The 13,943-nt window shown below is 71.4% G+C and carries 14 protein-coding genes; 7 read left to right on the forward strand and 7 right to left on the reverse strand.

The window, feature by feature from the left end; translation table 11 throughout:
• The first annotated feature begins 83 nt into the window (after window positions 1-83).
• Window positions 84-1,649 carry an alpha-L-arabinofuranosidase B gene (locus ACWIHT_RS36905; protein ID WP_456172775.1) on the forward strand — a complete coding sequence of 522 codons (1,566 nt, stop codon included), beginning with the start codon at window positions 84-86 and terminating at the stop codon, window positions 1,647-1,649.
• On the opposite strand, the gene ACWIHT_RS36910 is transcribed toward ACWIHT_RS36905, so the two are convergent.
• From ACWIHT_RS36910 to ACWIHT_RS36920, 3 genes are read right to left on the reverse strand one after another with little or no spacing between them, the layout of a single operon-like run.
• Window positions 1,627-2,901, reverse strand: a complete 1,275-nt coding sequence (locus tag ACWIHT_RS36910; RefSeq protein ID WP_456172776.1) for a sensor histidine kinase — start codon at window positions 2,899-2,901, stop codon at window positions 1,627-1,629. The two genes, ACWIHT_RS36905 and ACWIHT_RS36910, sit on opposite strands and share 23 nt — an antisense overlap.
• A 17-nt stretch (window positions 2,902-2,918) precedes the next feature.
• Window positions 2,919-3,635, reverse strand: a complete 717-nt coding sequence (locus ACWIHT_RS36915; RefSeq protein ID WP_456172777.1) for an ABC transporter permease — start codon at window positions 3,633-3,635, stop codon at window positions 2,919-2,921.
• Window positions 3,632-4,582, reverse strand: a complete 951-nt coding sequence (locus ACWIHT_RS36920) for an ABC transporter ATP-binding protein (protein ID WP_456172778.1) — start codon at window positions 4,580-4,582, stop codon at window positions 3,632-3,634. Before ACWIHT_RS36920 ends, ACWIHT_RS36915 begins: the two co-directional genes overlap by 4 nt.
• Before the next feature lie 257 nt (window positions 4,583-4,839).
• Between ACWIHT_RS36920 and ACWIHT_RS36925 the strand changes: the two genes are divergently transcribed.
• From ACWIHT_RS36925 to ACWIHT_RS36935, 3 genes are read left to right on the forward strand one after another with little or no spacing between them, the layout of a single operon-like run.
• Entirely contained in the window at window positions 4,840-5,700 is an 861-nt protein-coding gene (locus ACWIHT_RS36925) for a MaoC/PaaZ C-terminal domain-containing protein (RefSeq protein ID WP_456172779.1), read from the forward strand.
• Between the two features lie 38 nt (window positions 5,701-5,738).
• Window positions 5,739-6,815, forward strand: a complete 1,077-nt coding sequence (locus ACWIHT_RS36930) for a Zn-dependent alcohol dehydrogenase (protein WP_388112130.1) — start codon at window positions 5,739-5,741, stop codon at window positions 6,813-6,815.
• A 9-nt stretch (window positions 6,816-6,824) separates the two neighbouring features.
• Entirely contained in the window at window positions 6,825-7,775 is a 951-nt protein-coding gene (locus ACWIHT_RS36935) for a 3-oxoacyl-ACP reductase (RefSeq protein ID WP_456172780.1), read from the forward strand.
• 67 nt (window positions 7,776-7,842) lie between these two features.
• On the opposite strand, the gene ACWIHT_RS36940 is transcribed toward ACWIHT_RS36935, so the two are convergent.
• Both ACWIHT_RS36940 and ACWIHT_RS36945 read right to left on the reverse strand, forming a co-directional pair.
• Window positions 7,843-8,001 carry a hypothetical protein gene (locus ACWIHT_RS36940; protein WP_456172781.1) on the reverse strand — a complete coding sequence of 53 codons (159 nt, stop codon included), beginning with the start codon at window positions 7,999-8,001 and terminating at the stop codon, window positions 7,843-7,845.
• Between the two features lie 125 nt (window positions 8,002-8,126).
• Window positions 8,127-9,416, reverse strand: a complete 1,290-nt coding sequence (locus tag ACWIHT_RS36945) for a hypothetical protein (RefSeq protein WP_456172783.1) — start codon at window positions 9,414-9,416, stop codon at window positions 8,127-8,129.
• 197 nt (window positions 9,417-9,613) lie between these two features.
• On the opposite strand from ACWIHT_RS36945, the gene ACWIHT_RS36950 reads away from it, so the two are divergent.
• The 3 genes from ACWIHT_RS36950 to ACWIHT_RS36960 are packed head-to-tail and all read left to right on the forward strand — an operon-like array spanning window position 9,614 to window position 12,438.
• On the forward strand, window positions 9,614-10,510 hold the full coding sequence (locus ACWIHT_RS36950; RefSeq protein WP_456172784.1) for a Nif3-like dinuclear metal center hexameric protein: 897 nt from the start codon (window positions 9,614-9,616) through the stop codon (window positions 10,508-10,510).
• Complete coding sequence (locus ACWIHT_RS36955) at window positions 10,507-11,250, forward strand: zinc ribbon domain-containing protein (protein WP_200717009.1); 744 nt, start codon at window positions 10,507-10,509, stop codon at window positions 11,248-11,250. Before ACWIHT_RS36950 ends, ACWIHT_RS36955 begins: the two co-directional genes overlap by 4 nt.
• Window positions 11,251-11,271: 21 nt before the next feature.
• Complete coding sequence (locus ACWIHT_RS36960; RefSeq protein WP_456172786.1) at window positions 11,272-12,438, forward strand: bifunctional RNase H/acid phosphatase; 1,167 nt, start codon at window positions 11,272-11,274, stop codon at window positions 12,436-12,438.
• Here ACWIHT_RS36960 and eda read toward each other — a convergent pair.
• On the reverse strand, window positions 12,413-13,063 hold the full coding sequence (eda, locus tag ACWIHT_RS36965) for a bifunctional 4-hydroxy-2-oxoglutarate aldolase/2-dehydro-3-deoxy-phosphogluconate aldolase (RefSeq protein WP_456172787.1): 651 nt from the start codon (window positions 13,061-13,063) through the stop codon (window positions 12,413-12,415). The genes ACWIHT_RS36960 and eda overlap by 26 nt on opposite strands.
• A gap of 96 nt (window positions 13,064-13,159) precedes the next feature.
• Window positions 13,160-13,942, reverse strand: a complete 783-nt coding sequence (gene yaaA, locus ACWIHT_RS36970; RefSeq protein ID WP_456172788.1) for a peroxide stress protein YaaA — start codon at window positions 13,940-13,942, stop codon at window positions 13,160-13,162.
• Between the last annotated feature and the right edge of the window lies 1 nt (window position 13,943).

Raw genomic sequence — 13,943 nt, forward strand, 5'->3', positions numbered from 1 at the left:
TATTTCGATCGAACGGTGTCCGGTATATCGACCACCCCCTCCAGGAAAACCAGCCCCTCCAGAAAAAGAGGTGCACCGTGTTATTGAGACCGCTGAGACTCCTCCGCACCCGGCCGCGCCGGCTGAGAAACGCCACCCTGGCCGCACTGTCCGCGCTCGTGACCGTCCTCGCACTGGCCGTAGGCGTTCCGCAGGCGTCGGCCGCCACCTCGCTCCCGTGCGACATCTACGCCACCGCCGGGACACCGTGCGTCGCCGCGCACAGCCTCGTCCGGGCGCTCTACTCGTCGTACAACGGCTCGCTCTACCAAGTGCAGCGCGCCTCCGACAGCGCCACCGCGAACATCGGGCTGCTGGCAGCCGGGGGATACGCCAACGCGGCGGCCCAGGACTCGTTCTGCTCCGGTACGACGTGCATCATCACCAAGATCTACGACCAGTCCGCGCGCCACAACGACCTCACGATCGAGGGCGCGGGCGGGGCGGGCGTGGCCGATGTCGGGGCGCCCGCGGACGCCCTGCCGGTGACCGTCGGCGGGCATCAGGTCTACGGCCTGGAGATCTCCGCCGGGATGGGCTACCGCGACAACTCCACCTCGGGCGTGGCGACGAACGGCGCCGCCGAGGGGATGTACATGGTGACCTCCGGCACGCACGTCAACGGCAGTTGCTGCTTCGACTACGGCAACGCCGAGACCAACAACCAGGACACCGGCAACGGGCACATGGACGCGATCAACTTCGGTACCGAGTGCTGGTTCGCGCCCTGCTACGGCAGCGGTCCCTGGGTGCAGGCCGACCTGGAGAACGGGCTGTTCCAGTCGGACTCCGGGTACAGCAAGAACACGGCGAACACCGGTACCGGGGCGATACCGTTCGTCACCGCTTTGCTGAAAAACAACGGTCAGGACCATTTCGCGCTGAAATACGGAAACGCCCAGTCGGGGAGTCTCACGACCACTTATTCCGGGGGTGAGCCCACCACGAGCGGCTACTCGCCCATGCACCAGGAGGGCGCGATCGTCCTGGGCACCGGTGGCGACAACAGCAACGGCTCCATCGGGTCGTTCTTCGAGGGCGTCATGACGGCCGGCATCCCGACGGACGCCGCCGACAACTCCGTACAGGCGAACATCGTGTCCGTCGGCTACGGCGGCACCACTGGCACGACCGGCACACTGGCGGCCGGGTCGGAGATCTCTCTCCGCGCGACCACCTCGTGCTGTACGGCCGACTACATCCGCCACCAGAACAACGCGGCGGTTCTCTCGGCCATCACGTCCAGCAGCGCGGCCCTCGACAAGGGCGACGCCACCTGGATCGTCCGCCGGGGACTCGCCGACAGCTCCTGCTATTCGTTCGAGTCGCGGAACTATCCCGGCGACTTCCTGCGCCACTACAACTACCAGCTCTACCGCCAACCCATGGTCGGCACCGCGCAGTTCAGACAGGACGCCACGTTCTGCGCGTCGACCGGCAAGAGCGGTACGGGCACCTCGTTCGCGTCGTACAACTACCCGACCAGATACCTCCGGCACTACAACTACAACGTCTACATAGCGAGCGACGGCGGCTCGAACGCCTTCGACAGCGCTACCTCGTGGACGGACGACGTGAGTTGGGTCGTCACGGCTCCCTGGGCGCCGTAGCCACTACGGAGGGTGCCAAGTCGGTTGCCTCCACCGGGAGTTCGGCGGTCACGGTGAAACCGCCGCGTGGCGACGGGCCGGCCCGCAGGGAGCCACCCGCCGCCGCGAGGCGTTCGGTGAGGCCCTTCAGGCCGGTTCCGCCGACGCCCTCGGTGGGACCGGTCGCCGCTCCCGCGTACCCGGTGCCGTCGTCCGCGACGGTCAGGCGGGCGCGGTCCAGGACGCCGTCGAGGGTGATCTCGCAGCGGGCCGCGCTACTGTGCCGTACGACGTTGGTCACCGCCTCGCGGACCACCCAGCCGAGCAGGGCCTCGGTCTGCGGGGTCAGCGGCGGGCCCGACTGGCGGACCACCGGGTCGATGTCGGCGGCGGACAACGCGGAGCGGGCGCGGTCCAGTTCGGTGGCGAGGCTGCCCTCGCGGTAGCCGGTGACGGCCTCGCGGATCTCGGTGAGCGCCTGCCGGCCGACCGATTCGATGTCGGTGATCTGTTCCAGCGCCGCCTCCATGTCGCGGGGCGCCAGTCGGCGGGCCGCCTCCGACTTCACCACGATCACCGAGAGGGTGTGGCCGAGCAGGTCGTGCAGGTCGCGGGAGAAGCGCATCCGTTCCTCCGCCACCGCTCGGCGGGCCAACTCCTCGCGGGCGGCGCGCAGTTCGCGTACGGCCTCGGAGAGGGAGAGGATCGCCGCGGTCACCATCGTCGACAGGAACGTGCCATAGGCGACGTTGATCGCGTCCCAGCCCGCCCGGTAGATGGAGACCGCCGCGGCGAGCGCGGTGAGCGAGAGGCCGACCTGGCCGAGGCGCGGGCCGCGCAGGCAGGCGCCGGTGGCGAGGCCGAGCAGCGGGAAGAAGTACAGCCAGCTGCCGCCGTAGCCGAGGGCGAGGCCGCAGGTGACCAGGCCCATCACGACGAGCGCCACCCGGGTCGAGACCGCCTCGCGCTTCTCCTTCACGAACGAGCGGAACACCACATAGATGTAGAGGGAGTTGAAGGTCAGCAGGCCCAGGCCGCCGATCCAGGGGTTGTCGGCCTTGCCCTGGAGGAGGTTGGAGAAGGAGCCCAGGCCCATCAGCAGCCACGGCAGCAGGGAGAAGCCGCTCGGCGGCGGACCCGGGTTCTCGGGCCACTCGCCCTTCCGGCGCGCCTCCTTCTGCGCGACCTTGAACTCCGCCATGTCCGCCCGCCACTTGGCCCGCGCCACCCGCCAGGCGCGTACCTGGCATCTGATCCCTCGCATCCAGGTCATCTCTCCCGCTCCCCCGGTCACACGGTCCGCCCGGTCCGGCGGTACGCCAGCACAGCGTACGAACCGAACGCGAGCAGCCAGGCCGTCAGGACGATGATCGCGCCGAGTGCCGGGGCGTGCCCGTCGGCGACGGAGGTGCCGAGTTCGGCGAAGCGGTTGGTGGGGGTGTAGGCGGAGACCGCGCGCAGCCAGCCGGGGAACAGGCTGATCGGGAACCACAGGCCGCCGATCACCGCGAGCCCCAGGTTGCAGGCCATGTTGGCGACGCCGGTGGTCTGGGAGGTGAGCCCGTAGCCGTTGCCGAGGCCGAGCAGGGTGAAGGGGATCGAGCCGAGCCACAGCAGCAGCGCGATCAGCGCCCACTGCCAGACGGCCAGCCGTACGCCGTTGACCAGACCGCCAGCCGCGAGCACCGCGACGATCGCCGGCAGCACGGTCACCGAACCGGTCAGCGCCCGGCCCAGGACCACCTGGCGCGGGGTCATCGGCGTCACCCGCAACTGCCGCAGCCAGCCGATCGCCCGGTCCTCGGCGACCCCGCCCCCGGTGTTGAGCGCGGAGCCGACCGCGCCGTAGGCGGCCATACCGACCATCGCCGTGGCCTTGTAGCCGCTGTCGTCGCCGCCGAGGTTCGTGAACAGCAGGTACATCATCACGGGCATCGCGATACCGCCGATCACGAAGCCGATGTCGCGGAGGGTGCGGCGGACTTCGAGGCGCAGGTAGTCGATCATCGGACCGTCTCCAGATCGAGTTCGAGTTCACGTGCTGTCAGTGCCAGGAACGCGTCGTCGAGCGACGCCGGTGTGACCTCCAGGCCGAGGATCGCGTTCAGGTCCGCCAGTGCGCGTACCGTCGCGTCCGAGTCGTCGGTGCGCAACCGGGCGCGGTCGCCCCGGACTTCGAGGGTGCGTACGCCCGGCAACCGGTCCAGGCCCTCCGTGGGGCGGCCCGCCAGGTCGATGGAGACGAGGCTGCCGCCCGCCGCCCGCTTGAGCTGTTCGCCGGTGCCGTCGGCGACGATCCGGCCGCGGTCGATGACGACGATCCGGTCGGCGTGCGCGTCGGCCTCCTCCAGGTAGTGGGTGGAGAACAGGACCGTGTGGCCGCGCCGCGCGAAGCCCCGCATCGACTGCCAGAACGCGTGCCGCGCCTCCACGTCCAGCGCGGCGGTCGGCTCGTCCAGCACGATCAGCGACGGGTTCCCGGCCAGCGCCACGGCGAACCGCACCCGCTGCGTCTGCCCGCCCGACAGCCGGTCCACCCGCCGCCCGGCCAACTCGCCGATCCCGGCCAGCTCCAGGGCCCGCGCTACGGGCATCGGCGCCGGATAGCGCCGGGCGACGAAGGTGACCAACTCGCCGACCGTAACCCGGGGTACCGCCCGTGCCTCTTGCAGCATCGCCCCGACCAGGCCGCCGCGTACGGCCAACTCCGGTGCCGCGCCGAACAGTTCGACCGTGCCGGCGTCGGGCGCGTTCAGCCCGAGCAGCAGCGAGATCGCCGTCGACTTGCCCGCGCCGTTGCGGCCGAGCAGCGCGACCGTCTCGCCGCGCCCGATCTCCAGGTCCACCCCGTCGACGGCACGCACCGCGCCGAAGGTCTTGACCGCCCCCGCGAAGGACACGGCCCGCTCGGTCCCGCCGGCTGCCCCGCCGGTTGCCCCACCTGTCTGTGTCATGGGTACGACGCTACGAAGCCGCACTCCTCGCGCGGCAGATGCGCTTGTACGGACTCGGGCAGGACAAATGTCACCGGTCCGCAGCCGCGGCACCCCGACCTGACACGGTGTCAGGAGCCTTCACAAGTAAGGGACGCTCGGCTATACAAGGGTCGCCGGACTGGAACGCGTTCTAGGTCGGCCCGTGACGACCTCGGTGCGGCCGACGGTGCGGACGGCCGCACCGAGGTCTTCGACCACCGGCGATCAGGAGCCCCATGCCCATCGACGCAGCCCTGGCCCTCGCGGCCGAACCCCGGACCGGCGAGATCTCCTGGACCACCAAGGACGTCCAGCTCTACCACCTCGGCCTCGGCGCGGGCACCCCGGCGACCGACCCCGACGAGCTGCGCTACACCCTGGAGTCCCGGCTGCACGTCCTGCCGAGCTTCGCCACCGTCGCGGGCAACGGCTCACCCGGCGTGATCAGCGGCCTGTCCATGCCCGGCATCGAGGTCGACCTCGCCCGCGTCCTGCACGGCGGCCAGTCCCTGCGCCTGCACCGCCCCATCCCGGCCAAGGGCACCGCGACCAGCACCGGCAACATCGCCGCCGTCTACGACAAGGGCAAGGCGGCCGTCCTCGTCATGCGCACCGAAGTCGCCGACGCCGACGGCCCGTTGTGGACCAACGACGCCCAGATCTTCGTACGGGGGGAGGGGGGATGGGGTGGCGACCGCGGCCCTTCCACTCGCCTCGAACCGCCAACAGGCGCCCCGGACAAGGTGGTTGAGCGGCACATCCGCGAGGACCAGGCCCTCCTCTACCGCCTCTCCGGCGACTGGAACCCGCTGCACGCCGACCCCGAGTTCGCCAAGCTCGCCGGGTTCGACCGGCCCATCCTGCACGGTCTCTGCACCTACGGCATGACGCTCAAGGCCGTCGTCGACACCCTGCTCGACGGCGATGTCACCCGGGTGCGCGCCTACGACACCCGGTTCGCCGGAGTCGTCTTCCCCGGCGAGACGCTGCGCATCCGCATGTGGCGCCTCGGCGACAGCGAGGTGCGCGTCGCGGTGAGCGCCGTCGAGCGGGACGACGCGCCCGTCCTCGCCGACACGATCGTCGAACACTCCTGAACCAGGCCCGAGTTGAGCAGAGTCGAGGGGAGCGCCCCATGCGCGCAGCCGTACTGCACGAGATAGGCCAGGACAAACTGGAAGTCCTCGACGACGTCGAGACGACGGGCTTCGGACCCGGCCGGGTCAGGATCCGGGTGCGCGCCACGGGGCTGTGCCACTCGGACCTGTCCGCGATGGCCGGTGTCCTGCCGCAGCCCGCGCCGTTCGTGCCCGGCCACGAGGGCGCGGGCGAGATCCTCGAAGTCGGCGAGGGCGTCAGCCACTTGAAGCCCGGCGACCGGGTCGTCGTCTGCTGGCTGCCGGCCTGCGGTGTGTGCGCCGCCTGCAAGCGCGGCCAGACCCAGCTGTGCCTGGCCGGTTTCATGAACGCGGGCACCCCCAACTTCAGGCGCCCCGGCGGCGATGTGTTCGGCTTCGCGGGCACCGGCACCTTCGCCGAGGAGGTCGTCGTCGACGCCGGATGCGCGGTCCCGATCCCCGACGACGTGCCCTTCGACATCGCCGCCCTCATCGGCTGCGGTGTCACCACCGGACTCGGCGCCGCCCTCAACACCGCCGATGTGGAGGCCGGTTCGTCGGTCGCCGTGATCGGCTGCGGTGGCGTCGGCATCTCCGCGATCCAGGGTGCCCGGCTCAAGGGCGCCGCCGAGATCGTCGCCGTCGACCCGGTCGCCTCGCGCCGCGAGTCCGCGCTCAAGTTCGGTGCCACCAGGGCGGTTTCACCGGACGAGCTGCCCGCCGCCAAGCAGGAGGTCACCGCGGGCGAGGGCTTCGACTACGTCTTCGAGGTCGTCGGCCGCTCCGCCACCGCCCGCACCGCCTACGAGAACACCCGGCGCGGCGGCACCCTCGTCATCGTCGGCGCGGGCGCGCTGGACGACTTCCTCCAACTCAACATGTTCGAGCTGTTCTTCGACGAGAAGCGCATCCTGCCCTCGATGTACGGCGGGGGAGACGTGCTGCGTTCCTACGAGCGCACGATCGCCCTGTGGCGGGCGGGCCGCGTCGACCTGGAGGGCCTGATCACCCACCGGGTGCCGCTCGCGGACATCAACGAGGCCCTGGACCAGATGCGTTCGGGGACGGCCCTGCGCACCTGCATCGAGATCTGAAGGCCGGTCATGACGCTGCCACTTGAGGGCCTGGTCGCGATCGTCACCGGCGCCGGGCGCGGGCTCGGCCGGGCCGAGGCGCTCGAACTCGCCCGGCTCGGCGCGGCCGTGGTCGTCAACGACTACGGCCAGCCCGGCCGGGACGGCTCCGGCGAGGCCTCCGCGGGCCCCGCCGAACGGGTCGCCGCAGAGATCCGCGAGGCGGGCGGCCGGGCCGTCGCCCACACCGGGGACGTCGCCGACAGCCAACAGGCGAGCCAGCTGGTCGAGTTGGCGCTCGACGAGTTCGGCGGGCTCGACATCCTCGTCAACAACGCGGGCATCCTCCGTGACCGCATGGTTTTCTCCATGACGGAGGGCGAGTGGGACTCGGTGATCCGGGTCCATCTCAAGGGCCACTTCAACACGACCCACTTCGCGTCCGCGCACTGGCGCCGCCGGTCCAAGGAGAAGGGCGCGCCGGTGTACGGGCGGATCGTGAACACCTCCTCCGAGGCGTTCCTCGCCGGTTCCGCCGGACAGCCCAACTACGCGGCGGCGAAAGGCGGAATCGTCGGCCTGACCACCTCCACCGCGCTCGCGCTGGCCAAGTACGGCGTCACCGCGAACGCCATCTGCCCGCGCGCCCGCACCCGGATGACCGAGGACGTCTTCGCCGGTTTCCAGGAGCCCGAAGACGGCCTCGACCCTCTAGCCCCCGAACATGTCGCCCCGCTCGTGGGCTACTTGGCCTCACCCGCCGCCGCCCGGATCAACGGACAGCTGCTCGTCGTCCACGGCGGCATGGTCGCGATCGTCGAACGCCCGCACGTGCAGGCCAAGTTCGACAGCAAGCAGGACACCTTCACCTACGACGAGCTGGACGCCGTACTCACTCCGCACTACGCGAGGCGACCGGCGGAGGAGACGTTCGCGGCGGCCGAGGTGCTCGGGCTCAAGCGGGAGCCGGGCGGAGCATAGGGAACGCGACGGCCCCGCCCGTCCGGAGACGTGCGGGGCCGTGTGGTGCAGGGTGCCTGACGTACCGTCAGGCGCTCGCGTAATCGGACTGCTCGGACGGCTTGCGGTGACGGCCGTGGGCGGCGGCGTCGCCGTCCTGCGCCGAGACCGGGCCCCGGTGCTTGCCGTGGCCGGAGGTGTCCTGGGCGTCGGCGGAGATCGTCTGTGCGGTGCTCGTGTCGTTCATCGGAAACTTCACCCCGTAGTAACAAGATCTTTCATACAGCTCGGCGATCTTATCCAGCCGTTCCGGGGCCGAAGCGAGGCGGACCGCCGTCCGGAACGACTTCGTTACCGAGCCGCACCACTTTGTTACCCGACCGCCACCCGGCCTTTGAGCGGCGCCTCCCGCAACGGCACCGGACGCGGTGCGACCGGCACCGGAGGATCCGGTTCGGACGGTCGCGACGGCTCGGGCGCGGCCTCCCCAGGCGCGCCCACCGTCCCGTCCCGAACCGGATCCCCCGGGCGTGTTTCCCCCGTACCCCCGGTTTCCCCCTTTACCCCAGGGGTCCCCCCGGCCCCCGGGCCCCCGTTGTCCCCCGCCCCCCTGGGCACCGCGAACCGCACCACACCGCACGGCACTTCCCGTGTGGCGTACGGCAGTTGCAGCACCCCGTCCTCGCTCCACAGCCCGGCGCCCGCCAACCACCCCTCGGGCGCCGGGAGTTGGAGCAGCTGCCGGTCCGTGGGCCGCCACACGCCGAGCCAGCTGCCGCCCGGCCCGTCGATGCGCAGCGCCACCCCGCAGTTCTCCGGCATCAGCACCTGCCCCGGCTGGATCGCGAACGGCGTCACCGTGCAGTCGGGCACCCGCAGGCACTCCGGGAACCGCACCGGCAGCGTGGAGCCGATCACCCCCCAGCCCAGCCGCTCCTCCCGCCCGGGCGCCGGCGCGTCCGAGCGGATCAGCAGCAGCCCGCTGTCGGGATCGGCCGCGAGCAGCCGGTCGTCACTGTCCGCGGCGATCTGGAGCAGCGGCGACACCTCCCCGTCCCGCTCCAGGTCGACCACGATCGCCTTGGTCCGCCCGCCGACCTCGCGGTCCAGCGCCAGCATCCGCCCCGTCCGGTCGAGCCAGACCCCGCCCGAACAGCGCCCCGGGACCATCGCGAGATGCTCGGGCCCGAAGGCACCCCCCGCCACCAGCCACACGGCCGTCGACCGCCGGCCCACGGCGAGGGCGTACGCCTTCTCGCCGCCCGGCGCCGGCGGCAGCAGCCGCAGCCGGGTGTCCGGGTCCGGGCACTCGATCGCGCCGAGCGGCAGCTCACCGGTGCCCGGTCCGGTCGGATAGAGCAGCGAGAACGCGTGCCGCCCGTCGACCAGCCGCCGGATCAGCACCCGCCCGTCGCCCATCGGCTGCACCTCGCTGCCGGGCTCCTCCGGCTGGTTGCCGGGCAGCGGCACCGCGTACGGCTCCGGGCCGTCCAGGGTCCACCGCTCCGGGAACAGACAGTCGCCGGCCGGCGCGAGGCGGGCCGCGTACGCCCCGTCCGCGCTGATCGCGCACGCGGTGCCCGCGGCACCATCGGTCCGCGTCCCCCCGTCCGTCTCCCCGTCCTCGTCCGCCGCCGTGGGCTCGATCGCACAGGCCGTCATGGTTCGGTCACCTCCGGCGACGAAACTAGTTTTCGTACGTACGGACGTGGGACCGATGAGCAGCCTCATCACACATAAGGGTGGCCAAGTAACGATTCGCCTGAGGAAACCGGGGCCGGTGTGCTGAACGGGACCGTAGGCCGTCTACGGCCGCTTCAGCGGTTCAGCCCCGCAGTGCGGCCAGGTAGCCTTTGCCCGTGCCCCGTCAGCCCGTATCCCGTCAGTCCGCACCCCGCCTGTCCGAAGTCGTCGCCGCGCTGGAGAACCTGTGGCCCGCCGAACGGGCCGAGTCCTGGGACGCGGTCGGCACGGTCACGGGCGACCCGGACCAGGACGTCACACGCGTGCTGTTCGCCGTGGACCCGGTCCAGGAGATCGTCGACGAGGCGGTGAAGCTGGGCGCCGACCTCCTGGTCACCCACCACCCCCTCTACCTTCGCGGTACGACCACGGTCGCGGCCTCCACCTTCAAGGGCCGCGTGGTGCACACCCTGATCAAGCACGACATCGCGCTGCACGTCGCCCACACCAACGCCGACCGCGCCGATCCGGGAGTCTCCGACGCCCTCGCGGGCGCGCTCGACCTCCGAGTCGTACGACCCCTCGTGCCGGACCCCACCGACCCGGACGGCCGCCGGGGCCTGGGCCGGGTCTGCGAACTGGACCACCCCCTGACCGTCCGCGAACTCGCCGCCCGCGCAGCCGAGCGCCTCCCCGCCACCGCGCAGGGCATCCGCGTCGCCGGCGATCCCGACGCGCTGGTGCGCACGGTCGCCGTCAGCGGCGGCTCCGGCGACAGCCTCTTCGACGACGTACGCGCGGCGGGCGTGGACGCGTTCCTGACAGCGGACCTCCGCCACCACCCGGCGGCAGAATTTATTGCGGATCGAGCCCACAGTCCTCTCGCGCTGCTCGACGCGGCGCACTGGGCCACCGAGTGGCCCTGGTGCGAGCTGGCCGCCGCCCAGCTCGACGAGATCTCCGACCGCGAGGGATGGGACCTCAGGGTCCACGTCTCCAAGACGGTCACCGACCCCTGGACCGCCCACGCGGCGTCCACCGCCACACCAGACTCAATGGGAGCCCCCAACTGAACGCCGCGCCCGCCGACCAGATCCGACTTCTCGACGTCCAGGCCCTCGACGTACGCCTCCAGCAGCTCGCGCACAAGCGCAACTCGCTGCCCGAGCACGCCGAGATCGACGCGCTGACCAAGGACCTCACCCAGCTGCGCGACCTGCTCGTGGCCGTGCAGACCGAGGAGAGCGACTGCGCCCGCGAGCAGACCAAGGCCGAGCAGGACGTCGACCAGGTCCGCCAGCGCGCCACCCGCGACCAGCAGCGCCTCGACTCCGGCGCCGTCACCTCGCCCAAGGACCTGGAGAACCTCCAGCGCGAGATCGTCTCCCTCGCCAAGCGCCAGGGCGACCTGGAGGACATCGTCCTGGAGGTCATGGAGCGCCGTGAGTCCGCACAGGAGCGCACCGCCGAACTGACCGAGCGCGTCGGTTCCGTGCAGGGCAAGATCGACGACGCGACCGCCCGCCGCAACGCCGCCGACGAGACCCTCGAAGCCGATGAGACCAAGGCGGAGAAGGAGCGCGAGGTCATCGCGGCCACCATCCCCGCGGACCTCCTCAAGCTCTACGACAAGCTCCGCCAGCAGCAGGGCGGCATCGGCGCGGCCAAGCTCTACCAGCGCACCTGCCAGGGCTGCCGCCAGGAACTCGCCATCACCGACATCAACGAGATCCGCTCGGCGGCCCCCGACACGGTGGTCCGTTGCGAGAACTGCCGCCGCATCCTGGTGCGCACGTCCGAGTCCGGTCTGTAAGTCTTCCAAGGAGCGTCAGCGGTGCGGGAGTTCATCGTCGAGGCGGACGGCGGTTCCCGGGGCAACCCGGGTCCCGCGGGCTACGGCAGCCTGGTCATCGACGCGACGACGGGGGAGACCCTGGTGGAGGCGGCCGAGTACATCGGCGTCGCCACGAACAACGTCGCCGAGTACCGAGGCCTGATCGCGGCCCTCCGCGCCGCCCACGCCCTGGACCCCACCGCCCGGATCCACGTCCGCATGGACTCCAAGCTGGTCGTGGAACAGATGTCGGGCCGCTGGAAGATCAAACACCCTGATATGAAGCCACTGGCGGCGGAGGCGGGTGCGGTGTTTCCGGTGGATCAGGTGACGTACGAATGGATCCCGAGGGAGCGGAACAAACACGCGGACAGGCTGGCGAACAAGGCGATGGACGATGGCGGCGCAGCCGCCTCCCAGGGGCGCGGGGAACTGCGCGACCAGCCCCCACCGCCCCGCACTATGACGACAACCGACAAAACTGACGTCCGAGCCGCCCGCAACGTGGCCGCCCCCAGCGCAGGTTGGGCCCCCGCAGACATGGGCGCCCCCGCCACTTTCGTCCTCCTCCGCCACGGCGAAACCCCCTTCACCCCCCAGAAGCGCTTCTCCGGCAGCGGCGGCACCAACCCCTCCCTCTCACCCGTCGGCCAGGACCAAGCCGCCCGCGCGGCAACCGCGTTGGCGGCCCGCGGCACCATCCAGCACATCCTCGCGTCCCCCCTCACCCGCACCCGCGAGACCGCCGCGGCCGTGGCGGACCGCCTCGGTCTGGACGTGACGATCGAAGAGGGTCTGCGCGAAACGGACTTCGGTGCCTGGGAGGGCCTGACCTTCGGCGAGGTCAGGGAGCGCCACCCGGACGACCTGACGACCTGGCTGGCCGACCCGACGGCCCAACCCACCGGCGGCGGCGAGAGTTTCGCGGCGACGGCGACCCGTATCGCCGCCACCCGCGACAAGCTGGTCGCGGCCTACGCGGGCCGCACGGTCCTGCTCGTCACGCACGTCACCCCGATCAAGACGTTCGTCCAACTCGCCCTGGGCGCCCCGCCGGAGTCCCTGTTCCGCATGGAACTCTCGGCCGCCTCGATCTCGACGGTGGCGTACTACGCGGACGGCAACGCGAGCGTACGGCTGTTCAACGACACGTCCCACCTGCGCTGAGCGCCGCCGCCTCGCGGGCCAGCGCCTCGATCCGCCCCCAGTCCCGCGCGGCCACCGCGTCCGCCGGGATCATCCAACTCCCGCCCACACAGCCGACGTTGGGCAACGCCAGGTAGTCCGGCGCGGAGTTGACCCCTATCCCACCGGTGGGGCAGAACCGCGCCTGCGGCAACGGCCCGGCCAGCGCGCGGAGATACGCCGTACCGCCCGCCGCCTGAGCCGGGAAGAACTTCATCTCCCGCACCCCGCGCTCCAGCAGCGCCACGACTTCCGACGTCGTAGACACCCCCGGTAGGAACGGCACTCCGGCCCCCTGCATCGCCTCCAGCAGCAGATCCGTCCACCCGGGGCTCACCAGAAACCGCGCCCCCGCCGCCACGCACTCCTTCACCTGCCCCGCGGTCAGTACGGTCCCCGCCCCGACGACGGCCCCCGGCACCTCGTCCGCGATCGCCCGCAGGGCCTCCAGCGCGGCCGGCGTCCGCAACGTCACCTCGATCGCCGGCAGCCCCCCGGCGACCAGTGCCCGCGCGAGCGGTACGGCGTCGGCCGCGTCCTCGATGACGACGACGGGCAGGACGGGAGCGAGATCGAGCAGCGAGGAGGAAGCCGAGGGGGTAGCCATGGCCTCATCCTGCCGAGCGGAAGCATTCTGCGCAAAGGTCATTGCGCAGAATGCAACGCACCCTGGGGGGACTCAGTGAATAGTGAATTGGGGGGCTCAGTGAATCTCGTCCACCAGCACATCCAGCGACCAGGCCCGCCCCGCCTGCCCGGGTGCCTCCGCCTCCACCTCGTACCCCAACTCCCGCAACGCGTCCACCAGTTCAGCGGGCGTCCCGGGCGCGGCCGACGCGCTCAACAGACTGCGCACGATCCGACCCTTGGTCGCCTTGTTGAAGTGGCTGACGACCTTCCGCGTCGGCGCGTGCAGCACCCGTACGGTCGCCGTCCGCCCCGCGACCTCGCCCTTCGGCTTCCACGCCGCCGCGTACGCGGAGGACCGTAGATCCAGCACCAGCCCGTTGCCCGCGGCCTCGGGCAGTGCGGCCGCCATCGGCGCCCGCCAGTGCGCGCCGAGCGCGCCGAGCCCCGGCAGCCGTACCCCCATCGAGCAGCGGTACGAAGGGATCCGGTCCGTCACGCGCACCGCGCCCCACAGACCGGAGAAGACGAGCAGCGAGCGCGCGGCGCGCTTCTTCGCGGCGGGGTCCAGGGAAGCCAGGTCGAGGGCGTCGTAGAGGACACCCGTGTAGATCTCCCCGGCGGGTCGCGCGCCGGCGGTCCGCAGGTCGACGTTCTTGGCGATCTCGCCGCGCAGGCCCTCGCTCAGGCCGAGCACCTCGCGTGCCTTGTCCTCGTCGGCCGCGCACAGGTCGACGAGTTCGTCGAGTACGGCCGCGCGGGCGTCGGCGAGTCCCGGCAGCGACAGTGATTCCGGCTTGAGCGGGGCACCGCGGCCGGAGGAGGCCTTGCCTTCGGAGGGCGGCAGCAGGACGAGCACG

It is taken from the genome of Streptomyces sp. NPDC002276 (assembly GCF_053891435.1).

What these genes read in the sequence shown, in the direction of transcription:
- ACWIHT_RS36910 (WP_456172776.1), bottom strand. Translation starts at nt 2,901, where the DNA reads ATGACCTGGATGCGAGGGATCAGATGCCAGGTACGCGCCTGGCGGGTG.
- ACWIHT_RS36915 (WP_456172777.1), bottom strand. Translation starts at nt 3,635, where the DNA reads ATGATCGACTACCTGCGCCTCGAAGTCCGCCGCACCCTCCGCGACATC.
- ACWIHT_RS36920 (WP_456172778.1), bottom strand. Translation starts at nt 4,582, where the DNA reads ATGACACAGACAGGTGGGGCAACCGGCGGGGCAGCCGGCGGGACCGAG.
- ACWIHT_RS36925 (WP_456172779.1), top strand. Translation starts at nt 4,840, where the DNA reads ATGCCCATCGACGCAGCCCTGGCCCTCGCGGCCGAACCCCGGACCGGC.
- ACWIHT_RS36930 (WP_388112130.1), top strand. Translation starts at nt 5,739, where the DNA reads ATGCGCGCAGCCGTACTGCACGAGATAGGCCAGGACAAACTGGAAGTC.
- ACWIHT_RS36935 (WP_456172780.1), top strand. Translation starts at nt 6,825, where the DNA reads ATGACGCTGCCACTTGAGGGCCTGGTCGCGATCGTCACCGGCGCCGGG.
- ACWIHT_RS36940 (WP_456172781.1), bottom strand. Translation starts at nt 8,001, where the DNA reads ATGAACGACACGAGCACCGCACAGACGATCTCCGCCGACGCCCAGGAC.
- ACWIHT_RS36945 (WP_456172783.1), bottom strand. Translation starts at nt 9,416, where the DNA reads ATGACGGCCTGTGCGATCGAGCCCACGGCGGCGGACGAGGACGGGGAG.
- eda (WP_456172787.1), bottom strand. Translation starts at nt 13,063, where the DNA reads ATGGCTACCCCCTCGGCTTCCTCCTCGCTGCTCGATCTCGCTCCCGTC.